Source organism: Serinicoccus chungangensis, from assembly GCF_006337125.1.
In the GTDB taxonomy this organism is placed as follows: domain Bacteria; phylum Actinomycetota; class Actinomycetes; order Actinomycetales; family Dermatophilaceae; genus Ornithinicoccus; species Ornithinicoccus chungangensis.
The window spans coordinates 795,892-817,335 of the sequence record NZ_CP040887.1; the positions used below are offsets into that span (position 1 = coordinate 795,892).

Consider the following 21,444-nt stretch of genomic DNA (forward strand, 5'->3'; position numbering starts at 1 on the left):
GCACCGGACGCGCCCTCAGGCCGCACCGGACGCGCCCTCAGGCCGCACCAGACGCGCGCTCAAGCCGCACCAGACGCGCGCTCAAGCCGCACCAGACGCGCGCTCAGGCCGCACCGGACGCGCGCTCAGTCCGCACCAGACGCGGGGTCAGGCCGCACCAGACGCGGGGTCAGGCCGCACCGGACGCGCGGTCCGGCACAGGGTGGCGGTGCCTCGTGGTCAGGATCTACGGCGTGCGCGGTCACGCATGCTGCGGGTGACGTAGATCTGCTCCAGGTCGACCGCCGGACGCTCCGCCGAGAACGGCAGACGACGGCGCTCGCCGTTCCACACGGCATACCCTCGGACCGGCGCCGGTGGGTTTCCCAGCACCTGCTTCGCGCGGTCGGCCACCGACTCCGGGTCGCCGATGATCTCGTCGCTGGTCCAGCGCACCCCGCGCAGACCGATCCCGCAGAGCGAACCGTGCCGGCGCTGCTCGGCCTCCAGGCGGCCACGGACCGACTGCTCGGGTGAGACGGTCTCGGACTGGTCGAGGAAGTACTTGCCACGCCCGTCCGCCTCGTAGAACGACGCGGACTCCGGCTGCAGCCCGTCGGTCCTGCCGAGGAACCTGCCGTCCTCGTCGAGGATGTCGACCTGGGGGAGCGGAATCGGGAGCCCGCGCTCGTGCAGCGTGACGAAGGAGAACGACTCCAGCCAGGTCTCGCGCCGCGGATCGGACAGTGCGAGCGCGGCGACGGCCTTGGGGCGTCCCCTCCACCGCTTCTGCAGGGTGAGCTGCAGGCGCAGGTCGGACGTGGTCAGCAGGCCCCGGCGCAGGGCGTCGTCCACCAGTGCCGTCGAGTGCGGTAACCGGCGGGTGCGTGCGGTGTCGGCGACCGTCCTGAGCAGGTTCGTGGTGCGTAGCCCGTCCACGACGGCCACCTCGGTGCCCGCGGAGTCGCAGTGGTGCAGGATCACGCCGGGCAGTGTCCGGGATCGCTGCACGCCCTCGAGGACGGTCAGCTCGACCGGTGCGTCGGGTGAGACGGTGACGGCGAGCCCGTGCAGCAGAGCGGCGCTGGTATGGCTGGCCACGTGCCCCGGGAAGCGGTGCAGCTGGAGACGCAGGCGGTCGAGGTGCTCGCCCTGCACCCGCTGCCACTCCTCCTGATCGGGCTGCACGCCGGCACGGGGACGACGGAACCAGCTTCTCGACCCTCGGACGATCTCGCCGAGCAGAAGCAGCTCGGTGAGCTCGCGGGACGACATACCGGAATCGAGTGCGAACCGGCGGCTGAAGACCGAGGGCAGGGAGGCGAGGTCCATACCGCTCAGCCTCTGTCCCGACCACGGAGACGACCAGGCCCACGGACCATCCTGTGGATGAAGGCCAGCTGCAGACCGGGGGTGTGGATCAGCGCACGTCAGGACGCCGAACAAGCGTCCTGAGTCGTCGGACCACGCGTCCGGAGTCGTCGGACCACGCGTCCTGTGCGGCCAGGGCGCGCGTCCTGTGCAGGGGGTCTGGGTCTGGCCCTGGGCCGGGGTCTAGCCCGGGGTCTAGCCCGGGGTCTGGGTCTGGGTCCGGGCGTCGAAGGCCTGGGCGCGCAGGGCGCGGGCGACGGCGTCGCGGTTCTCGGCGACCGTCCGGCGCAGGCTGTTCGAGGCGTCGGGGTGCGCCTCCAGCCAGCTCTCGCTGGCCTGCAGCAGCGCGGGTGAGGCGACGGCGAGCGGGTAGAAGCCGACCGCCAGCGACTCGGCGATGTGGTGCGTGCGCTCGTCCCACACCCGGGCCACGACGTCGTGGTAGCGCTCGACGTAGGGCGTGAGCAGCTCCTCGTCGTGCACCCGGCCGAAGCCCAGGGCCATCGCGGCCAGCACGGAGTTCGACAGGCCCGCCGTCTCGACGGCGTCGACCCACGCGGTCTCCTTCGCCTCCGCGGTCGGCACCGCGGCCCGCGCCCGCGCGGCCTTCTCGTTGCCGGTCGCGGTGTTGTCCCGCTCCCGCTCGGCGGCGATCTCCTCCTCGCCCGCCGCGCCGGCCGTCGCCAGCGCGGTGAGCAGCGTCCAGCGCATGTCCTGGTCGACGCTCAGCCCGGCCAGCCTCTCCTCCCCGGACAGCAGCCCCCGCACCAGGGCGAGGTCGTCCTCGGACCGGGCGAAGGAGGCCCACGCCGTCACCAGCTGCAGCTGGGCGTCGCTGCCGGCCTCGGCGGCCAGGGTGCTCTCGCGCAGGCCCGCGGTGAGGTCGGCGACCACGGCCTCGCGGTGCTCCGGCGCGGTGTAGGTGAGGGCGGCGGCGCTCACCTGCTGGATGAGCACGCGCAGCAGGGTCGAGTCGGTCTCGCCCGGGAGCGCGGTGAGGACGAGCCGGACGTAGTCGCTCGCGGCCATCTCGCCGTCGCGCGTCATGTCCCACGCGGCGCCGAGGACCAGCGCCCGGGGCAGCGACTCCTCGAAGGCGCGCAGGTGCTCCAGCGCCGTCGCGAGCGAGCGCTCGTCGAGGCGGATCTTGGCGTAGGCGAGGTCGTCGTCGTTGACGAGCAACAGGTCGGGCATGGCCCGTCCGACCAGCTCGGGCACCTCGGTGCGCGCACCGTCGGCGTCGAGCTCGACCCGGTGGGTGCGGCGCAGGGCGCCGTCCTCGAGGTCGTAGCACCCGACGGCCAGCCGGTGCGGGCGCTGGGTGGGGTGCTCGGGCGGCGTGGTCTGCACGAGCGCCAGCGAGGCGATGGTGCCGTCCTGCGCCACCTCCACCTCGGGCGCCAGGGTGTTGACCCCCGCGGTCTCCAGCCACACCTCGCTCCACGAGCTCAGGTCGCGCCCGCTGGTCGCCTCCAGCTCCACGAGCAGGTCACGCAGGGTGGTGTTGCCCCAGGCGTGTCGGGCGAAGTAGGCCCGCAGCCCGTCGCGGAACGGCTCGCGCCCCACGTAGGCGACGAGCTGCTTGAGCACGGAGGCGCCCTTGGCGTAGGTGATGCCGTCGAAGTTCACCTCGACCGCGGCGAGGTCGACCATGTCGGCGGCCACGGGGTGGGTGGAGGACAGCTGGTCCTGCCGGTAGGCCCAGGCCTTCTCGGCGGTGCCGAAGGTGGTCCACGCGTCGGTCCACTCCGTGGCCTCGGCCTGCGCGGTCGTCGAGGCCCACTCCGCGAAGCTCTCGTTGAGCCACAGGTCGTCCCACCAGGTCATGGTCACGAGGTCGCCGAACCACATGTGCGCCAGCTCGTGCAGGATGGTGAGCGCGCGGCGCTCCACGATCGCCTCGGTCACCTTGGACCGGAAGACGTAGTTCTCCACGATGGTGACGCAGCCCGCGTTCTCCATCGCGCCCATGTTGTACTCCGGCGTGAAGATCTGGTCGTACTTCGTGAACGGGTAGGCGCAGTCGAACTCCTCCTCGAAGAACGCGAACCCCTTCTTCGTCACCTCGAGGATGTTGTCGGCGTCCAGGTGCGGGGTGAGGCTGCGGCGGCAGTAGACCGCCAGCGGCACCTCGCCGGCGCGCGTGTCCACCGAGTCGCGGACGACGTCGTACGGTCCGGCGACCAGCGCCGTGATGTAGGACGAGATGCGGGCGGTCGGGGCGAACGACCAGGTCGCGACGGCGCCGCCGTCGGTGCCGCCCGCCTCGTCCGCGGGCGTGGGCTCCGGGGTCGGCTCGTTGGAGATGACCTGCCAGTGCGCCGGCGCGGTGACGGTGAAGGCGAAGGTCGCCTTGAGGTCGGGCTGCTCGAAGACGGGGAACATCCGCCGGCTGTCCGGGACCTCGAACTGCGTGTAGAGGTAGACCTCGCCGTCGGCGGGGTCGACGAAGCGGTGCAGCCCCTCGCCGGTGTTCATGTAGGCCCCGGTCGCCTCGACGACCAGCTCGTTGGTCTCGGCGAGGTCCGGCAGGGTGATGCGGGAGTCGACGACGGAGCCGGCCGGGTCGAGCTCGGCACCGTTGAGCACGATCCGCTCCACCGCGGGACCCACGAAGTCGATCCAGGTGGACTCGCCCGGGCGGGCGCAGGTGAACCGCACCGTGCTGCGCGTCGAGAAGGTCTCCGCCCCGCGGGTGAGGTCCAGGACCACGTCGTAGGACTCGGTCCGGACGAGCGCCGAGCGGGCGGCGGCCTCGTCGCGGGTCAGGTTGCTGCCGGGCATGCAGGTGTCTCCTCGTCGAGCGTCGGGTGCGGCTGAAGGTCAGGGTATGCCGTGACACGATGGTCGCATGACCTCTCACGAGTCCCCTGCCCCGTCCGGCGGCACCACCCATGCCGAGATGTTCTTCGACCCGGCCTGCCCCTGGGCCTGGATGACCTCCCGCTGGCTGCTCGAGGCGGCCCAGGTGCGCGACCTCGAGATCACCTTCTCGGTCATGAGCCTGTCGGTGCTCAACGAGGGGCGCGACCTCGACGAGGGCTACCGCGCCATGCTCGACCGCGCCTGGGGCCCGGTCCGCACCATCGTCGCGGCCACGAGCGACCTGCCCGACGACGAGGCCAACGACCTGCGCCGGAAGATGTACGACGCCTACGGGCAGCGCATCCACCTCGAGGGCCGGGGCAGCGAGGAGCTCGAGGCCATCACCGCCGAGGTGCTGGAGGAGCTGGGTCTGGACCCGGCCCTGGCGGAGGCGGGCTCGAGCGAGGACCACGACGAGGCCCTGCGGGCCAGCCACCGGCGGGCGATCGACCTGGTGGGCGATGACGTGGGCACGCCCGTCGTGCGGGTCGAGGACGTCGCCTTCTTCGGCCCCGTCGTCACCCCGGCGCCCAAGGGCGAGGCCGCAGGACGCCTGTGGGACGGCTGCCTGCTCGTGGCGGGGACGCCCGGGTTCTACGAGATGAAGCGGACCCGCGACGTGGGCCCGGACTTCAGCTGAGAGGAGTCGACATGAGGGTGCACATCGGTGGTGACCACGCCGCCTACGAGCTGCAGCGCGACCTCGTGGCCTGGCTGGCCGAGCAGGGTCACGACGTGGTCGACCACGGGCCCCTCGACCACGACCCCCTGGACGACTACCCGGTCTTCGTGCTGCGCGCGGCCCGGGCGGTCGCTCAGGAGGAGGGCTCCCTCGGCATCGTGCTCGGCGGGTCCGGCAACGGCGAGCAGATGGCGGCCAACAAGGTCGCCGGCATCCGGGCCGGGCTGGCCTACAACCCCGACCTGGCGCGGCTCATGCGCGAGCACAACGACGCGCAGGTCCTGTCGATCGGCGCGCGCATGCACAGCATCGAGGAGGCGCGGGCCATGGTCGAGGTCTTCCTCACCACCGACTTCTCCGGCGACCCGCGCCACCAGCGGCGCATCGACATGATGGGCGCCTACGAGGCGGACGGCACCCTGCCCCCGCTGCCCTGACACCGGCACGACGAGGCCCCCGACCGGATGGACCGGTCGGGGGCCTCGTCGTGCCGGTGCGGCTCAGGCCTTGTCGTCCTCGTCGTCCACGCCCCCGAACTGGTCGGCCCGGTCGTTGGCGAAGTTCTGGGCCTTGTCGACCTGCTCGGAGTGCTGGCCACCCGTCTTGTCGTCGACGAGGTCACCGCCCTTCTCGACCCCCTGGTCGACCTTCTCGTCGTGCTGTCCCGCCAGGTCCTTGGCCTTGTCCATGAAACCCATGACGTCGCTCCTTCCATCCGTTCGGGCACCCCGGTCGGGGCACCTGTCCTGCCCCCCAGGCAAACACACCACAGCCAGGCTGTCGACACGGGATCCCCTCCGGGGGAGGGGGGCACGGGGCCGGGCGTCCTACTGGTAGCTGATGAAGTCGGGGGTCGGCTCGACCTGCATCGTCTCGGCCGGTGACAGCGGCCCGGGCAGGTCCTCGTCGTAGAAGTTCTTCCAGCCCCAGTGGGTCACCGAGGGCGCGTAGTCGTGCAACGACCGCCAGGTGCCCTGCTTGTCCGCCTGGGCGCCCTGCCCGTCCGCGTGGATCAGCACGGCGACCTCGGGACGCGACTGGTCCACCTCGTCCACCCCCGGGATCATCCGGGTCTGGAACTGGTGCAGGACGAGCATCTTCTGCGGCAGGTCGTGGTCGCGGGTGAGCTCGGCCAGCCAGTCCACGACGGCGTCCACCTCCGCCACGTCCACCTGCCCGATCTGCTGCAGGTGCACCTCGCTGGGGCCGAGTCGCCACTCCGGGTCGAGGGCCAGGCCGACGTGCGGCTGCACCAGCAGCTCCTCGTAGAGCTCGGCCTGGGTCACGAAGTCGGTGCGCCCCGGCTGCAGGTCGAGCACGACGTACATCCCGTGCTCGGCCGCCAGGTCGACGAGGGGTCGCAGGGTCTCGACGTCCATCTCGTTGGAGTAGTTGCCGTCCGGGCCGGGGTCGGAGCTGGCGACGGTGGCGATGATCTCCAGGGCCGGCACGACCGGCTCGTCGACGAGATCGGTGTAGGCACCGGCGATCTCCTCGGCCCGCGCGACGGTCTCCTCCGGCCCCTGCTCGCCGAGGACGCCGAGGGAGGACGTCGTCGGGTTGCCGTAGAGGGCGACGTAGGTCTTGCCGGGCAGCACCAGCTGACCGCCGCCGGGCAGCTCGACGCCGGTGGCCGCCGCGCGGGCGGTCGAGGTCAGCGTCTCGGTGTCACCGAACTCCGGACCGACGCCGACCACCGCGCCCGGGGCCGCGTCGGCGATCGCGCGGACCACCTCCGAGGAGGCCCGCGGGTCCGCCTCCGGCGCGACCAGCACCGGCGCCCCGGCGGCCAGGGCCGTGGCGACCGCCGCGGCGTCCCGGTCGGCGCCGGTGCTGAGCACGGTCGTCCCTCCGACCGGCTCGGGCCGTGCGGTCCCGGGCAGCTCCTCGACGTCGGACTCCAGCGGCTCCGCGGGGGCGGCCGTCTGCCCGCCGGGGTCCCCCGAGGTCTGCGCCGCGGCGTCGGCACCGGCGTCGGCAGAGGCCTCCTCGGCAGGCCCCTGCAGGACGCTCCCCCCGTCCGGGTCCAGCCCGAGCAGCGCGCTCACCTGCTCGCCGTCGGGCACCGGCTCGCCCCCGGCGTCGGCCCCCAGGACCTCCGCCAGACCTGGCCCGTCCTCGACGGCGAGCACGTCGACTCCCGGGTCCTCGACGGGGCCGACGGTGAGGGCCGTCCCCGCCCCGAGCCGCTCGACCTCCTCGACCACCCCGGGGCCGTCCACGAGCACCGGCGCCCCGAGGGCGACACCGGCGGAGGCCGCGGCCAGCTGCTCGTCCTGCGCCGCGACGACGACCACGGGGGCGCTCTCGAAGAAGGCGCGGGAGGCCTGGACGGAGAGCTCGGCCGCGGTGGCACCGCCGAGCACCATCGTCTCCTGGCCGGTCGCCGGCACCGCGACCAGCGCGCCGCTGGAGGAGTCGGTCCCCTCCGCGCCGGAGCCGCCCGACCCCGCCGTCGTGCCGGAGCCGTCGCCCGCGTCGTCCGGGGAGTCCGCACCCGGCGTGCAGGCGGCCAGCACCACGGCTGACGCGGCCAGCGCCGCCCACCGGCGACGGGCACGGGTGTGGTGGTCAGACATACGACTCCTGCGATCGGCCGCGCGCCGACGGTCCCGGCGACACCTCTTCACGCTAACCCGAGCGGTCACCCGTCCCCGCGGGCAACACGCCCCGTGGCGCCGGGGGCCGGGCTCGGTCACCATGGTCGGGTGAGCCGCCGCTGGGTGCTGCACGTCGACCTGGACCAGTTCCTGGCCGCCGTGGAGGTGCTGCGCCGGCCCGAGCTGGCCGGCCGGCCCGTCGTCGTGGGCGGCCGGGGCGACCCGACCGAGCGGGCCGTGGTGTCGACCGCCTCCTACGAGGCGCGGGAGCACGGCGTCCGCTCCGGTATGCCGTTGCGCGTCGCCGCCCGCCGCTGCCCCGGGGCGGTGTTCCTGCCGCTGGACCTCCCCGCCTACGAGGACGCCTCGGAGCGGGTGATGGCCGTCCTGCGCGCCTGGCCGGGGGCCGTCGTGCAGGTGCTGGGCTGGGACGAGGCCTTCGTCGGGGTGCTGGCCGACGACCCCCAGGAGGTGGCGCGGGGCCTGCAGGCCGCGGTGCTGCGCGAGACGGCGCTGCACTGCTCGGTCGGGATCGGCGACACCCTCGTCCGGGCCAAGACCGCCACCGACCTGGGCAAGCCCCGCGGCACGGCCGTGCTCACCCACGAGACCTGGCTCGAGGTGATGGGCCCACGCCCCACCACGGCGCTGTGGGGTGTCGGCCGCCGGATCGCGACCCGGCTGGCGGGGCTCGGCATCGCCACGGTCGCCGAGCTGGCCCACGCCGACGACGAGGTGCTCCGTGCCGAGTTCGGGCCGGGCAACGGCCCCCGGCTGGCCGGGCTGGCGCGCGGGGAGGGCGCGGACCGTCCGGACGACACGCCCTGGGTGGCGCGCGCCCGGGGGCGGGAGACGACCTACCAGCAGGACCTGGTCACCCCCGGCCAGGTGCGGGAGGCGCTGGGCGAGCTCGCGCGGCGGGTCGTCGAGGACGTCCACGAGGAGGGCCGCCCGGTCCGGCGGGTGCACCTCAAGGTCCGCTTCGCGCCGTTCTTCACCGTGCACCGGTCCCACGTCCTCCCGGAGCCCACCACCGACCCCGCGGTGCTGGCGGGCGAGGCCCTCGCGCTCTACGAGCGGCTGGAGGACGACCGGCCGGTGCGGCTGCTGGGCGTCCGGGGGGAGATGGTGCCCCCGGCCGACGGCTCCTGAGCCGGGCGTGGTCGGATGGTGCCATGAAGATCGGCATCATCATCGGGTCCCTCCGCGAGGGCCGCAAGGGCGAGAGCGTCGGGCGCTGGGTGCACGAGCAGGCCCGGGCCCGCGAGGGCTCGACCGAGTTCGAGCTCATCGATCTCAAGACCTTCGGCGTCCCGCTGCTGGAGTGGGAGAAGGTCCCGGGTGGTGCGAAGAAGCAGTACCCCTACGACAGCGTGCTGGCCTGGAGCGCCGCGGTGGACGCGTGCGACGGCTTCGTGCTCGTCACGCCGGAGTACAACCACTCGGTCCCGGGTGGTCTCAAGAACGCCACGGACTGGCTCTACCCCGAGTGGCAGGGCAAGGCGGCGGGCCTCGTCGGCTACGGCTCCGAGGGTGGCGTCCGTGCCATCGAGCACTGGCGGCTCATCCTGGCGAACTACAGCACGGTCGTCGTGCGTCAGCAGGTGTCGCTGTCCACCATGGAGGAGTTCGACGGCGCCGAGGTGCGCCCGAACGAGCGGCGTCCTGGAGAGCTGGGGACGCTGCTGGACCAGGTCGAGCAGACCGTCCGCCAGCAGCAGTCGTGACGCGTGGCGGTCGGGTCACGGACCTGAGCACCGGTGGAGCGGGTGACGGGAATCGAACCCGCGTAGCCAGTTTGGAAGACTGGGGCTCTACCATTGAGCTACACCCGCGTGACCAGCGCGACGTCCTGCTCGCCCCGGCCGAGCGGCTAGTCTAAACCTCCACCGCGGGCGGCCGTGACGCCGCCCCAGCACGGGGTATGGCGCAGCTTGGTAGCGCGTCCGCTTTGGGAGCGGAAGGCCGCCGGTTCGAATCCGGCTACCCCGACCACCTAGCATGGTGCTGATCCGCGTGCCCGCCCGCGGCCGAGCTGTGCCCGGCGGGCCACGACATACCCCCGACATGACAACGGAGCAACCAGCAGTGAAGAGCGCTGTCGAGACCCTGACCCCGACCCGGGTCAAGCTGACCGTCGAGGTCCCCGCCGCCGACCTCAAGCCGCGGCTGGACGCCGCGTACAAGAGCATCGGCGCCAACGTGCAGATCCCCGGCTTCCGCAAGGGCAAGGTCCCGAACCGGATCATCGACCAGCGCTTCGGGCGCGGTGCCGTGGTGCAGGAGGCCGTCAACGAGGCGCTCCCGGAGTACTACACGCAGGCGATGACCGAGAACGACCTCACCCCGTTGAGCCAGCCCGAGGTGAACCTCACCTCGCTGCCGATGGAGGAGGGCCAGGACCTCGCCTTCGAGGCCGAGGTCGACATCGTCCCGCAGTTCGACCTCCCGGACTTCTCTGGCATCGAGGTCGAGGTCGACCCGGTGCAGGCCTCCGAGGAGGACGTGCAGACCCGGATCGACAACCTGCGCGAGCGCTTCGGCACCCTCAAGCCCATCAAGCGCAAGGCCAAGACCGGCGACCACCTGACGATCGACCTCACCGCCGTCATCGGCGACGAGGAGATCGACTCGGTGACCGGCGTCTCCTACGAGATCGGCTCGGGCACCATGCTCGACGGGCTCGACACGGCGCTGCGCGGCACCAAGGCCGGGGACACGGTGGAGTTCCAGTCCCCGCTCGCCGGTGGGGACCGCAAGGGCGAGAAGGCCGACGTCACGGTGACCGTGCAGGCCGCCAAGGAGCGCGAGCTGCCCGAGCTGGACGACGAGTTCGCCCAGCTGGCGAGCCAGTTCGACACCATGGACGAGCTGCGGGCCGACCTGGCCCAGCAGGCCGAGCAGGGCGCCCGCTTCGAGCAGGGCGTCGCGGCCCGCGACAAGGTCCTCGAGGCCATGCTCGCCATGGTCGAGATCCCGGTGCCGGACAGCCTCGTCGAGGCCGAGGTGCACCGTCACCTCGAGGGCGAGAACCGCCTGGAGGACGATGAGCACCGTGCCGAGGTGACCGAGTCGACGACCAAGGCCATGCAGACGCAGTTCCTGCTCGACGCGCTGGTCAAGCGCGACGAGGTCGAGGTCGACCAGGGCGAGCTCATCGAGTACATCATGATGACCGCGCAGCAGTACGGCATGAACGCCCAGCAGTTCGCGCAGCAGATCGACCAGCAGAACCAGGTGCCCGCGATGGTCGCCGAGGTCGGCCGCCGCAAGGCGCTGGCCAACGTCCTGGAGCAGGCCACGGTCACCGACACCGACGGCAACGTGGTCGACCTGGACGCCATCGAGGGTGACGACGAGGACGAGGTCGCCGCCGGTGACCAGGTCATGGAGGCCGGCGACGAGGTCGTCGACGCCGACGAGACCGACCCCGTCGACGAGGCCGACGCCTCCGACGAGGACACCGCCGCCAAGGCCTGACCCTCCACGCACGGTGCGCGACTGCACCGGGTATGCCGCCCAGCAGGGCGATCTCACGGCATACCCGGTGCAGTCGCTATTTTTCTTGCTCGGGGTGGGCTGTGGACAACGTCTGCGAGCACGGGAGGGGAGCGGGCACGCTGGCTCGATGAGCCAGCCTGAGGGGAGCGCCGAGGGGTTCACGGCGATGCCGTTCACGTACCGCCGTGCGCGCGAGGCGGGGATGACGCGGGCGCAGCTGCACCGGGACCACGTGTGCCTGCTGCGCGGCGTGTATGTCGACCGCCGGGTGCGGGTGGACGGCTACGTGCGCGCACGGGCCGTGCTGCTGGTCGCGCCGGCCGACGCCTTCGCGTCCCACCACACCGCCGCAGGGCTGTGGGGTGGCGTCGTCCCGCACGCGGTGCGTCCGCACGTCAGCGTGCCGACGGGGCGGCCGCGGTCGGCCCGCGAGGATCTCGTCGTGCACGCCTCGTCGCGGGAGCCGGTGGTCTTCCGGGGTCAGCGGGTCACGACGCCGCTGGACACCTTCCTCGACTGCGCGCGCGTCCTCGACCTCGTCGACCTGGTGGTGCTGGGTGACAGCCTCGTCGCCCGACGCCGGATCACGCCCGAGCGGCTGGGGCAGGGTGCGCAGGAGTCGACGGGCCGGGGCTCCCGCCTCGCCCGGCGAGCGGCCGGCCTCGTCCGGGCCGGCGTGGACTCACCCATGGAGACCCGGGCGCGGATGCTGCGCGTGCTCTCGGGCCTTCCCGAGCTCGAGACAGACCTGCGCTTCCACGACGACCGGGGGGACCTGATGCGGCGGCTCGACGCGGGGGACCGGGCGACACGGACCGCGGTGGAGTACGACGGGCGGCACCACGTCGAGCGGGAGGACCAGTGGGAGGCGGACCTCGGGCGCCGGGAGGACTTCGAGGACGCTGCGTGGCGCATCGTCGTGCTCGTCGGCGCCGACATCTATCGCACGCCGGGCCGGACGGTGGAGCGTCTGCGCCGGATCTTCGCGCAGCGGGGCATCCCGCTCGGGCCGCCGAGCGACGAGTGGCGCCGCCACTTCCCGGGACGAGGCTGAGGGTCCGCACGCGCTCGACGAGACCGGCTGCGGCCGCGGTGCGCGACTGCACCGGATGTGTCGCCCAGCAGGGGGATTTCGCGACATACCCGGTGCAGTCGCGCACTGTGCGGGCCGGGAGGGGAGGGCCGGGGTGGGCCGGGGAGCGGTCAGCGCAGGGCGTCGGCGGGCGCGGGGGCGCGGACCGAGGGGCGCTGCGCCCGGTGCTCGTGCAGCGACAGGGCCACCACGGTGGTGACGACGACCGCCATGCCCAGCCACTGCGTGGGCTCCGGCCGGCTGCTGAAGGCGACGACGCCGATGAGGGCGGCGGTGAGGGGGAAGGTGAGCTCGGCGAGGGTGGCCCGCGCGGCGGGGGTGTGCCGCAGCGCCCGGTAGTAGAGCGTCATGGCCGCGAGCCCGGGCAGCAGGACGAGCGCGAGGATGGACGGCGCCGCGGACAGCGGCACCGCGAGCGGGGTCCCGGTGAAGCCGGCGATGACCGCGAGCGTGACCAGGCCGACGAAGAAGCGCAGGGCGGTGAGGTCGACGAAGCGCAGCTCGGCGCTGGCCGCCCGGCCCAGGACCGTCCCGGCCGCCCACAGGGCGGCGGCACCCAGGGCCAGCAGCGCCGCCTGGGCCGAGCTCACGCTCACCGCGAGGGGGTCGGGGAAGGTCATCAGCCACGCCCCGACGACCGCGGGCACGAGGAAGAGCAGGTAGGACCGGCGCAGGCGCTCGCCCAGCAGCACCGCGGCCAGGGCCAGGGCGATGAAGGGCTGCAGCTTCTGCAGGACCTGGGGCGTGATGGGGTCGCCCAGCCGGAAGGCGGCGGTGAACAGCGTCGTCGCCAGCGCCGAGCTGCCGGCGCCGATGACGAGGACGCTCACCTGCGTGCGCGGCGTCGCGGCCCGCCACCGGCGCAGGGCCGGCACGAGCCACGGCAGCAGGGCCAGGGTGAGCAGCACGTGCTCCCAGAAGACGATGGCCAGGGACGGCAGCTCCTGGGCGAGGGGGCCGCGCCAGAGGGCGGAGAGCCCCCAGAGCGAGGCGGCCAGGGCCACCAGCCAGGTGCGGTCGGTGCGGGAGGTGGCGGTCACCGGTCAAGCCTAGAACGCCGGGGGGCCGAGCGCCGACGGGCGGGCGCCGCGGCCCCGCGCACCCGTGGCCGGGTGGGGCAGTGCGCTCACGGCGAACATCACCCCGGTGCGGGAGTGTCGTGCCCGGGCCGGGCGTTAGGGTCACTGACAAGCACAGGTGCCGCACGGCATACCCCGGACGAAGCGAGGGAAAGCAGCACATGACTGAGGACACCACCATGGCCGAGCGCCCGGCACAGGCCGGCCTGGACGACCAGATCTACAACCGGCTCCTCAAGGAGCGCATCATCTTCCTGGGCTCGGACGTGCGCGACGACAACGCCAACGCCATCTGCGCCCAGCTGCTCCTCCTGGCCGCGGAGGACCCGGAGAAGGACATCTGGCTCTACATCAACTCTCCGGGCGGCTCGGTGACCGCCGGCATGGCGATCTTCGACACCATGCAGTGGATCCCCAACGACGTCGCCACCGTCGCGATGGGCCTGGCCGCCTCGATGGGGCAGTTCCTGCTCTCCGCGGGCGCCCCCGGCAAGCGCTACGCCACCCCGCACGCCCGGGTGATGATGCACCAGCCCTCGGGCGGCATCGGCGGCACCGCCTCCGACATCAAGATCCAGGCCGAGCAGATGCTGCACATCAAGCAGCAGATGGCCGAGCTCATCGCCGAGCACACCGGGCAGAGCGTCGAGCAGATCACCCGCGACTCCGACCGCGACCGGTGGTTCACCGCGGCCGAGGCCAAGGACTACGGCTTCGTCGACCACGTCTACGAGCGCTCCGGCGACGCGCCGTCGTCGCCCACCTCCTGACCGGCCACCCGCACGCGACAAGAGAGCTGATCTCCCCATGACCTACCCCCAGCAGCACAGCCCCTACGCCGGTGGCGCCTGGATGGGCACCCCCGCGCAGCCCGGTGGCGGGATCGCGGCGCCGCTCGCGCCGAGCAGCCGCTACATCCTGCCGCAGTTCGAGGAGCGCACCTCCTACGGCACCAAGCGCCAGGACCCCTACACCAAGCTGTTCGAGGACCGGATCATCTTCCTCGGCGTCCAGGTCGACGACGCGTCGGCCGACGACATCATCGCCCAGCTCATCGTGCTGGAGAGCCAGGACCCGGACCGCGACATCCTCATGTACATCAACTCACCCGGTGGGTCGTTCACCGCGCTGACCGCGATCTACGACACGATGCAGTACATCAAGCCGGACGTGCAGACCTTCGTCATCGGCCAGGCCGCGTCGGCGGCCGCCGTGCTGCTGGCGGCCGGGGCGCCGGGCAAGCGGTTCGCGCTGCCCAACGCCCGGGTGCTCATCCACCAGCCGGCCCTGGCGGGCGGCGACTACGGCCAGGCCTCCGACATCGAGATCCAGGCCAACGAGGTGCTGCGCATGCGCACCTGGCTCGAGGAGACCTGGGCCAAGCACTCGGGGCGCACCCCCGAGCAGGTCCAGAAGGACATCGAGCGCGACAAGATCCTCACGGCGGCCGAGGCCAAGGAGTACGGCCTCGTCGACGAGGTCCTCGCCTCGCGCAAGGCCTCGCTGGACGACTGAGGTCCCGAGGTATGCCGACGGCCGGGTCCGCGCGGACCCGGCCGTCGGCCTCCCCGTCGCCGCGCCGGCGCAGGTGGTTGCGCTGACAGCGGACAGCGGGCACCAACACGCGGGCGACGCCCGGAAAACCCTGCCCAAACCCCTCCCGGCAAGGTAGCGTCGGGCGGACAGGACGGGCCCGGCCCGTCCGACGGACCGCAGGCCCGAGCTCAGGAAGGACGACCAGGTGGCACGTATGGGCGAGAGCAGTGAGCTGCTGAAGTGCTCGTTCTGCGGGAAGAGCCAGAAGCAGGTCAAGAAGCTGATCGCCGGCCCCGGGGTCTACATCTGCGACGAGTGCATCGACCTGTGCAACGAGATCATCGAGGAGGAGCTGGCCGAGTCCAGCGACCTGGGTCTGGGCCAGCTGCCCAAGCCGCGCGAGATCTTCGACTTCCTCCAGAACTACGTCGTCGGCCAGGACCCCGCCAAGCGGGCGCTGGCCGTCGCGGTCTACAACCACTACAAGCGGATCCAGGCCGGTGAGGGCAAGGGCAGCGGCGAGGACAACGTCGACATCGCCAAGTCCAACATCCTGCTCATCGGACCGACCGGGTGCGGCAAGACCTACCTCGCCCAGACCCTGGCGCGGATGCTCAACGTCCCCTTCGCCATCGCCGACGCGACAGCGCTCACCGAGGCCGGCTACGTCGGCGAGGACGTCGAGAACATCCTGCTCAAGCTCATCCAGGCCGCCGACTTCGACGTGAAGAAGGCCGAGACCGGCATCATCTACATCGACGAGATCGACAAGATCGCCCGCAAGAGCGAGAACCCCTCGATCACCCGGGACGTCTCCGGCGAGGGCGTGCAGCAGGCGCTGCTGAAGATCCTCGAGGGCACGGTCGCGAGCGTGCCGCCGCAGGGCGGGCGCAAGCACCCGCACCAGGAGTTCATCCAGATCGACACCGGCAACGTGCTCTTCATCGTCGGCGGGGCCTTCGCCGGCATGGAGAAGATCATCGAGTCGCGGACCGGCAAGCAGGGGCTGGGCTTCGGCGCCGAGCTGAAGTCGGCCAAGGACGCCGGCGAGCACTTCGGGGACGTGCTGCCGGAGGACCTCATGAAGTTCGGGCTCATCCCGGAGTTCATCGGCCGCCTCCCCGTCATCACGACGGTGTCGCCGCTGGACCGCGACGCCCTGGTCAACATCCTCACCGAGCCGCGCAACGCGCTGGTGAAGCAGTACCAGAAGATGTTCGAGATCGACGGCGTCGAGCTGGAGTTCGCGGACGAGGCGCTCGAGGCGATCGCCGACCAGGCGCTGCTGCGCGGCACCGGCGCCCGCGGGCTGCGGGCCATCCTCGAGGAGGTGCTGCTGCCGGTGATGTTCGACGTCCCCTCCGACGACCAGATCGCCAAGGTGGTCATCACCCGCGAGGTCGTCCAGGAGAACGTCAACCCGACGATCGTCCGGCGCGACGTCGCCCCCCGCAAGCGTCAGCAGCGCAAGGAGAGCGCCTGACCCTGCACCGGACGCGCGTTCAGGACGCACCGGACGCATGGCGGTGCCGCACCGGACGCGTGGCGGTGCCGCACCGGACGCATGGCGGTGCCGCACCGGACGCGTGGCGGTGCCGCTCGGGCCGACCCTGCGCCTCTGCGCGCGTCAGCCGAGCCGCTCCAGCCCCACCTGGGTGACGTAGACCGCCGCGGCGAGCGCGACGACCCCCAGCGACGCGCTGGCGACGGCGAAGGCGAGGCCGTCACCCGCCAGCGTGTCCTCCTGGTGCAGCCACCGATGGACCCGTCGGTAGCGCTGGGTCGCCCGGTGGTAGGCCCACCCGGCACCCGCCACCCCCGCAGCACCCACGAGGGCGGCCGTGACGAGGCCGAGGCGGTCACCGGCATACCGGGCGATCGCGGCGGACACCACCGCCAGCGCGAGCGCCGTCCGGCGCCACGCGAGCAGCGTGCGCTCCGGCTGCAGCCCGGGGTCGTAGGGGCGGTCGGGCGCGGTGCTCACGCGAGCAGGCCTGCCGCGACGAGCAGGATGGCCAGCAGCACGCCGACGGCGATGACCGCACCGATGGTGAGGGGTGGGAGGGTCCGACCCTCGCGCATCGCGCGCTCCACGCGGAACCAGCCGACCCACGCCTGCACCGCCGCCAGCATCCCGAGGACGACGAAGACGGCGGAGGCCGCCAGCCGGTACCCCGGCGCGATGGGCACCGCCAGCGCCTCGAGCGCCACCCCGGCCGCCAGGAAGGCCAGCGCGGTGCGGATCCAGGCGAGGAAGGTGCGCTCGTTGGCCAGGCTGAACCGCGGGTCGGGGTCGCTGCCCAGGGCGTAGACCGACCGGGGGAACCGGGCGCGCCCGGAGCCCTTGCTCATCACCGGGTGGTCGGGTCGGCGCGGGCTGTCATGGCGCCAGCATAGGCAGGGAGGTATGCCTCGGGTGCGGGTTCGCCGCGCGTCCGGTGCGGCCCGACCGTGCGTCCGGTGCGGCGCGACGGCGCGTCCGGTGCGCTCCTAGCGCGCGTCCGGTGCGGTGTGCCGCTGACGCAGGCGGGCGTAGCCGAGGAGCGCCGCCGCCAGCAGGGCCAGCCCGACGATGCTGGGCACCGGCCCGGCGCCCCCGCTCGCGCCGCCCCCGGCGGCCAGCGCCGCGAGACCCCAGACCAGGGTGACCGCCGCGGCGACGACGCCGACGCGGGCGGCATACCGGACGAGGACGGAGCGGGGCACCGTCGCCTGGGGCGGCACCGAGGCCGCGAGGGCGGCGCTGGCGTGCACCAGCAGCAGGCTCCACGCCGCGGGCAGCAGCGCCCAGTGCCACGGCCCCGGGACGGCGGCCCACCAGGCCGCGACCGCCCACACGAGGAAGAAGGCCGGCATGACGCCGGCGGGCTGGGCCACCACGAGCGCGCCCAGCACGACCGTGCCGATCCACACGACCGGCCCCCCGCCGCCGGCCGCGACGAGGCACAGCGCGAAGACCACCGACCCCGCCAGCGCCACCAGCCGCACCCGCAGGTGGCTGGGGGAGGCGGTCCGCAGGTTGACCCAGTGCTCGCGCAGCTCGCCCATCAGGCACCCACCCGGCGTCGGCGGCGGGCCAGCTCCAGCAGCACGACGTCCAGGCTGCCCGGGCCCAGCCAGGGCACCACCGCGACGCCCTGCGCCCGGATCGCCCGGATCTCCCGGTCCCGCTCCAGCATCCGGATGCGCCAGGCGGTCCGCGCCAGGGGGTCGTGCTCGCCGCTGGGCGCGACCCGCGCCACGGCCTCGCCCAGGGCGTCCACCACGACGACCGAGGTGCCGCGCGCCGCGAGGGTCGCGGCCTGGGTGAGGGCGTCGGGGGACACGAGGGAGGAGATCATGACGACGAGGGTCCCCGAGCCGATCCCGAGGTGGACCCGCCGCGGGTCGGTCTGCTCGTCCACCGAGGCCTGCACCCCGGTGAGCGTGTCGAGGATCCGCACCCCGTGCCGCCGACCGGTGCCGGTCGGGACGACGAGGGGGGTGCGGGCCGAGAGCACCCGCAGGCTCACCCGGTCGCCCTGGTGCAGGAAGTGCTCGGCGACCGCGGCCGCGGCCCGCACCGACCGGTCCAGCGAGCTCACGTCGCCGTCCAGGCCGCCGGAGCGGCCCAGGTCGTAGTGCGCGTCGACGAGCACGGCCACGTGGGTGTCCTGGTCGGCGTAGCTCGAGGTCACGTGCAGCTCCCCGGTGCGGCTCGAGCGGGGCCAGTGGATGCGCCGCAGCCGGTCGCCGACCTGGAACGGGCGGATGGTCGCGAACTCGCTGCCCTCCCCGGGCCGGCTCGAGCGGTGCATCCCCACCAGCCCGCGCGGGTGCGGCGCGGGGGCCGAGGTGTCGAAGGCCGCCGGCTGCGGCAGCACGCGCAGCCCCTGGGCCTCCATCGACAGCGGCCCCCACCGGTAGGACCCCCAGGCGCTCGCGGCGGCGACCTGCAGCGGACCGATCCGGCGCACGCCCCACCGGGTCACCCGGACCCCGACGAGCAGCCGCCGGTAGCCCTGCACCTGGGGCCCGTCGGCGTCGGCCACCGCGCACGTCCGCTGCACGAGCAGGCCGTCGCTGTCCCGGGCCTGGCGCATCCGCTCCTGCAGGACGGCGGTCACGAAGGGCGCGGGGGTCAGGGCCGCCGACAGCACCTCGGCCCCCTCCACGGGCTCGAGGTCGGCCACGGCGAGCGCCTGGTCGCCCTCGCGCACCTGCCCGTGCGAGAGCCCGAACCGGTGGTCGGGGCGCTCCTGGGGCCGGGTCGCCAGGCTCCACGCCAGCACGAGCGCGAGCGGGCTGACCAGCACGAGCAGGTCCGGGCGCCGGAACACCAGCGCCACCGGAGCGATGGCGAGCACCGCGACCAGGCAGCGCTGGAGGGCGTGCGTGGGCCGCCACGCGTCCGCCCGCTCGAAGGCCGCCATCAGGGCCGCGCCGCGGACCGCTCGGGCTGCACGTCGTCCTCGTCGACGGTGGAGGCCCCCGTCCGCGAGCCGGGCACCGGCACCTGCCCCAGGGCCGCCGTCACCACGGCGGCGCCCCCGGTGTCCGACATCCACAGCTCGGGCTTGATCGAGATCCGGTGGTCCAGCACGGCGTGCGCCACCGCCTTGACGTCCTCGGGGGTGACGTAGTCGCGACCGTGGATCACGGCATACGCCCTTGACGTGAGCATGAGGGCGAGCGACCCGCGGGGCGAGGCGCCGACGAGGACCGCCCGGTGCCGGCGGGTCGCCGAGGCCAGCTCGACGCAGTACCGCGAGATGTCGTCCTCGACGGGCACCCGCTCGACCGCCTCCTGCATCGCCGCCAGCCCGGCCGCGTCGGTGACCGGGTCGAGCCGCTGGTCCTCGGACTGCCGGGCGACCCGGCGACGCAGCACGTCCCACTCCTCCTCGGGGGAGGGGTAGCCGAAGGAGACCCGGGCCAGGAAGCGGTCCAGCTGGGCCTCGGGCAGCGGGTAGGTGCCCTCGTACTCCACCGGGTTGGCGGTCGCCAGCACGTGGAAGGGCTGCGGGAGCGAGAAGGTCTGGCCCTCGACGGTCACCTGGTGCTCCTGCATCGCCTCGAGCAGGGCCGACTGGGTCTTCGGCGGGGTCCGGTTGATCTCGTCGGCCAGCAGCAGCCCGGTGAACAGCGGCCCGGGGCGGAAGACGAACTCGGTGCTCCTCTGGTCGAAGACGAAGGAGCCGGTGAGGTCGGAGGGCAGCAGGTCGGGGGTGAACTGCGCGCGGGTGAAGTCCAGCCCCAGCGTCTGCGCGAAGGACCGCGCGGCCAGCGTCTTGCCCAGGCCGGGGAAGTCCTCGAGGAGCACGTGGCCGCGGGAGAGCACCGCCGTGAGCACCATCGTCAGCGCCTCGCGCTTGCCGACGACCGCCTGCTCGACCCGGTCGAGCACCTGCGCGGCGCGACGCGACACCTCGGGCACGTCCAGGGCGGGGGTGGGGGTGTCGTTCACAGCTTCTCGACTCCTTCGATGGCGGTATGCAGCGCGCTCCGGCTGCGTCTGCGGGTGTCCGTGGGGGGGTGCTCGAGGTAGGCGACCAGGTGCGGGTCCAGCAGCGCCCGGGCCCGCTCGGGCTGGGTCTCGAGGTCCACGTCGTGGTGGGCGAGCAGCCGCTCCGCGGCCAGCTCGCGGATGACGGGGTAGATGTCGTCGCGACGGTCGTCGCGCTCCAGGGCGTCCCGCAGGTCGCGCCGCAGCCGCAGCAGGCGGTAGTCCATGGCGTCGGGGGGTGCCGCCTCCTGGCGCGGGGTCGAGACCCAGTAGGCCTGCTCGACGTCGCGGGCGGTCGTGCTCAGGCCCCAGGTGAGCAACCCGCCCACCAGGCCGGCGAGCACGACGACGAGCAGGGCCAGCGGCCAGGCGTAGGGCAGGGCGCCGATGAAGAAGAGCAGGCCGCCGAGGAGGCCGGCGATGACGAGCCCCGGCACGAGGTGCCGGCGGATCTCGCCGGCGAGCGGCTGCGGCCGCAGGTGCGGCGGGAGGGACCTGGTCATCCGTCCTCGCCGTCCGCCGGGGCGGGGGCGCCGGCCCGCTGCGCGGCCCGCTCCTGCTCGGCGAGGGCCCGCCGGCGCAGGTCCTCGTGGATCCGGTCGAGCGCGGCGACGGCCTGCTCCCGCTGCTGCTCGGAGACCGGGTGGCGGGAGAAGCGGGCCTCGCGGTAGGCCTCGGACAGGGTGCGGATCGAGGTCTCGTCGACCTGCCAGCGGCCCAGCACGCGCCGGGTCAGCTCGCTGGCCGTCTCGGCGGGGTTGTCCGGCAGCCCGGAGCGGCGGACGGCGTCCTCGAGCGCCACCCAGCAGGCGACGACCGCGTTGCGCGGGTCCCCCTCGGCGAGCGCGCGGTAGCGGACGTCGTCACCGCTGGCCTCGAGCAGCGCGGCGAGCTCCTCGTCCTCCTCCATCTCCAGCGGCTCGTCGTCGTCGCGGTCCCGCGACAGCAGCGCCCGGACGACGAGCAGGACGACCACGACGACCAGCAGGAGCACCCCGAGGAGCAACCAGTCGACCTGCCAGCCCTCCTGCGGTGGCTGGGAGGACGCCGTGGGGGCGGCCGTCGCCGGGGTCTGCTCGGAGGACGGCAGCGGCGGGGGCAGGCCGATCTCGGGCTCCCACGTGCCGGTGGGCGGCCCCAGCAGCGGCCTGCCGCTGCTGGAGCTCCACAGGAGCACGCTCAGCCCGGCCACCGCGGCGAGCACCGCGAGGGCGACACCACTGGTCGACCTCGTGCCCCTGCGCATACCTCAG

General features: G+C 73.3%; 21 protein-coding genes and 2 tRNA genes. 10 read left to right on the forward strand and 13 right to left on the reverse strand.

Translation table 11 applies throughout. From position 1 onward, the window contains the following. Positions 1 to 219: 219 nt before the first annotated feature. Both FHD63_RS03635 and pepN read right to left on the reverse strand, forming a co-directional pair. Positions 220 to 1,311, reverse strand: a complete 1,092-nt coding sequence (locus FHD63_RS03635) for a hypothetical protein (RefSeq protein ID WP_139720211.1) — start codon at positions 1,309 to 1,311, stop codon at positions 220 to 222. Between the two features lie 234 nt (positions 1,312 to 1,545). Next, on the reverse strand, positions 1,546 to 4,134 hold the full coding sequence (pepN, locus tag FHD63_RS03640) for an aminopeptidase N (protein WP_139720213.1): 2,589 nt from the start codon (positions 4,132 to 4,134) through the stop codon (positions 1,546 to 1,548). 67 nt (positions 4,135 to 4,201) lie between these two features. Between pepN and FHD63_RS03645 the strand changes: the two genes are divergently transcribed. Both FHD63_RS03645 and FHD63_RS03650 read left to right on the forward strand, forming a co-directional pair. Continuing rightward, positions 4,202 to 4,855 (forward strand): mycothiol-dependent nitroreductase Rv2466c family protein, encoded by a 654-nt coding sequence (locus FHD63_RS03645; RefSeq protein WP_170215584.1) that lies wholly within the window; start codon positions 4,202 to 4,204, stop codon positions 4,853 to 4,855. A gap of 11 nt (positions 4,856 to 4,866) precedes the next feature. Further along, a complete protein-coding gene (locus tag FHD63_RS03650; protein ID WP_139720215.1) occupies positions 4,867 to 5,334 on the forward strand; it encodes a ribose-5-phosphate isomerase in 468 nt (155 codons plus the stop codon). Between the two features lie 63 nt (positions 5,335 to 5,397). Here FHD63_RS03650 and FHD63_RS03655 read toward each other — a convergent pair whose 3' ends face one another. Then, a complete protein-coding gene (locus FHD63_RS03655) occupies positions 5,398 to 5,595 on the reverse strand; it encodes an antitoxin (RefSeq protein WP_139720217.1) in 198 nt (65 codons plus the stop codon). A gap of 129 nt (positions 5,596 to 5,724) precedes the next feature. Then, a complete protein-coding gene (locus FHD63_RS03660) occupies positions 5,725 to 7,476 on the reverse strand; it encodes a hypothetical protein (protein ID WP_139720218.1) in 1,752 nt (583 codons plus the stop codon). A gap of 129 nt (positions 7,477 to 7,605) precedes the next feature. Here FHD63_RS03660 and FHD63_RS03665 point away from each other — a divergent pair, with 129 nt between their 5' ends. Then, on the forward strand, positions 7,606 to 8,649 hold the full coding sequence (locus FHD63_RS03665; RefSeq protein WP_139720220.1) for a DNA polymerase IV: 1,044 nt from the start codon (positions 7,606 to 7,608) through the stop codon (positions 8,647 to 8,649). A gap of 23 nt (positions 8,650 to 8,672) precedes the next feature. After that, positions 8,673 to 9,224 carry an NADPH-dependent FMN reductase gene (locus FHD63_RS03670; protein WP_139720222.1) on the forward strand — a complete coding sequence of 184 codons (552 nt, stop codon included), beginning with the start codon at positions 8,673 to 8,675 and terminating at the stop codon, positions 9,222 to 9,224. A 34-nt stretch (positions 9,225 to 9,258) separates the two neighbouring features. Here FHD63_RS03670 and FHD63_RS03675 read toward each other — a convergent pair. Then, positions 9,259 to 9,332: transfer RNA gene (locus FHD63_RS03675), tRNA-Gly, on the reverse strand. A gap of 83 nt (positions 9,333 to 9,415) precedes the next feature. Between FHD63_RS03675 and FHD63_RS03680 the strand changes: the two genes are divergently transcribed. The 3 genes from FHD63_RS03680 (at position 9,416) to FHD63_RS03690 (ending at position 12,052) form a co-directional block, all read left to right on the forward strand. Further along, positions 9,416 to 9,492: transfer RNA gene (locus FHD63_RS03680), tRNA-Pro, on the forward strand. Between the two features lie 93 nt (positions 9,493 to 9,585). Next, entirely contained in the window at positions 9,586 to 10,977 is a 1,392-nt protein-coding gene (gene tig, locus FHD63_RS03685; RefSeq protein ID WP_139720224.1) for a trigger factor, read from the forward strand. A 148-nt stretch (positions 10,978 to 11,125) separates the two neighbouring features. Then, on the forward strand, positions 11,126 to 12,052 hold the full coding sequence (locus tag FHD63_RS03690) for a hypothetical protein (RefSeq protein WP_139720226.1): 927 nt from the start codon (positions 11,126 to 11,128) through the stop codon (positions 12,050 to 12,052). A gap of 149 nt (positions 12,053 to 12,201) precedes the next feature. Here the strand turns inward: FHD63_RS03690 and FHD63_RS03695 are convergent, their stop codons facing one another. Beyond that, positions 12,202 to 13,131 (reverse strand): DMT family transporter, encoded by a 930-nt coding sequence (locus FHD63_RS03695; RefSeq protein ID WP_139720227.1) that lies wholly within the window; start codon positions 13,129 to 13,131, stop codon positions 12,202 to 12,204. 200 nt (positions 13,132 to 13,331) lie between these two features. On the opposite strand from FHD63_RS03695, the gene FHD63_RS03700 reads away from it, so the two are divergent. The 3 genes from FHD63_RS03700 (at position 13,332) to clpX (ending at position 16,189) form a co-directional block, all read left to right on the forward strand. Continuing rightward, positions 13,332 to 13,940, forward strand: coding sequence for an ATP-dependent Clp protease proteolytic subunit (locus tag FHD63_RS03700; protein ID WP_139720228.1), 609 nt, complete (start codon positions 13,332 to 13,334; stop codon positions 13,938 to 13,940). Between the two features lie 82 nt (positions 13,941 to 14,022). Beyond that, positions 14,023 to 14,685, forward strand: a complete 663-nt coding sequence (locus tag FHD63_RS03705) for an ATP-dependent Clp protease proteolytic subunit (RefSeq protein WP_139722962.1) — start codon at positions 14,023 to 14,025, stop codon at positions 14,683 to 14,685. 226 nt (positions 14,686 to 14,911) lie between these two features. Next, the gene (gene clpX / locus FHD63_RS03710; RefSeq protein ID WP_139720229.1) at positions 14,912 to 16,189 is read left to right on the forward strand and encodes an ATP-dependent Clp protease ATP-binding subunit ClpX; all 1,278 of its coding nucleotides are present in this window, start codon (positions 14,912 to 14,914) and stop codon (positions 16,187 to 16,189) included. Between the two features lie 144 nt (positions 16,190 to 16,333). On the opposite strand, the gene FHD63_RS03715 is transcribed toward clpX, so the two are convergent. From FHD63_RS03715 to FHD63_RS03745, 7 genes are all read right to left on the reverse strand, one after another. Next, entirely contained in the window at positions 16,334 to 16,690 is a 357-nt protein-coding gene (locus tag FHD63_RS03715) for a DUF202 domain-containing protein (RefSeq protein WP_139720230.1), read from the reverse strand. Further along, the gene (locus tag FHD63_RS03720) at positions 16,687 to 17,058 is read right to left on the reverse strand and encodes a YidH family protein (RefSeq protein ID WP_139720232.1); all 372 of its coding nucleotides are present in this window, start codon (positions 17,056 to 17,058) and stop codon (positions 16,687 to 16,689) included. Before FHD63_RS03720 ends, FHD63_RS03715 begins: the two co-directional genes overlap by 4 nt. Positions 17,059 to 17,196: 138 nt before the next feature. Next, entirely contained in the window at positions 17,197 to 17,754 is a 558-nt protein-coding gene (locus tag FHD63_RS03725; RefSeq protein WP_139720233.1) for a hypothetical protein, read from the reverse strand. After that, entirely contained in the window at positions 17,754 to 19,118 is a 1,365-nt protein-coding gene (locus FHD63_RS03730; protein ID WP_139720235.1) for a DUF58 domain-containing protein, read from the reverse strand. The genes FHD63_RS03725 and FHD63_RS03730 overlap by 1 nt, the downstream gene beginning before the upstream one ends. Beyond that, entirely contained in the window at positions 19,118 to 20,152 is a 1,035-nt protein-coding gene (locus FHD63_RS03735) for an AAA family ATPase (RefSeq protein WP_139720239.1), read from the reverse strand. The genes FHD63_RS03730 and FHD63_RS03735 overlap by 1 nt, the downstream gene beginning before the upstream one ends. Continuing rightward, on the reverse strand, positions 20,149 to 20,694 hold the full coding sequence (locus tag FHD63_RS03740; RefSeq protein ID WP_139720240.1) for a hypothetical protein: 546 nt from the start codon (positions 20,692 to 20,694) through the stop codon (positions 20,149 to 20,151). Before FHD63_RS03740 ends, FHD63_RS03735 begins: the two co-directional genes overlap by 4 nt. Continuing rightward, positions 20,691 to 21,437, reverse strand: coding sequence for a DUF4129 domain-containing protein (locus FHD63_RS03745; protein WP_139720242.1), 747 nt, complete (start codon positions 21,435 to 21,437; stop codon positions 20,691 to 20,693). Before FHD63_RS03745 ends, FHD63_RS03740 begins: the two co-directional genes overlap by 4 nt. Positions 21,438 to 21,444 lie beyond the last annotated feature (7 nt).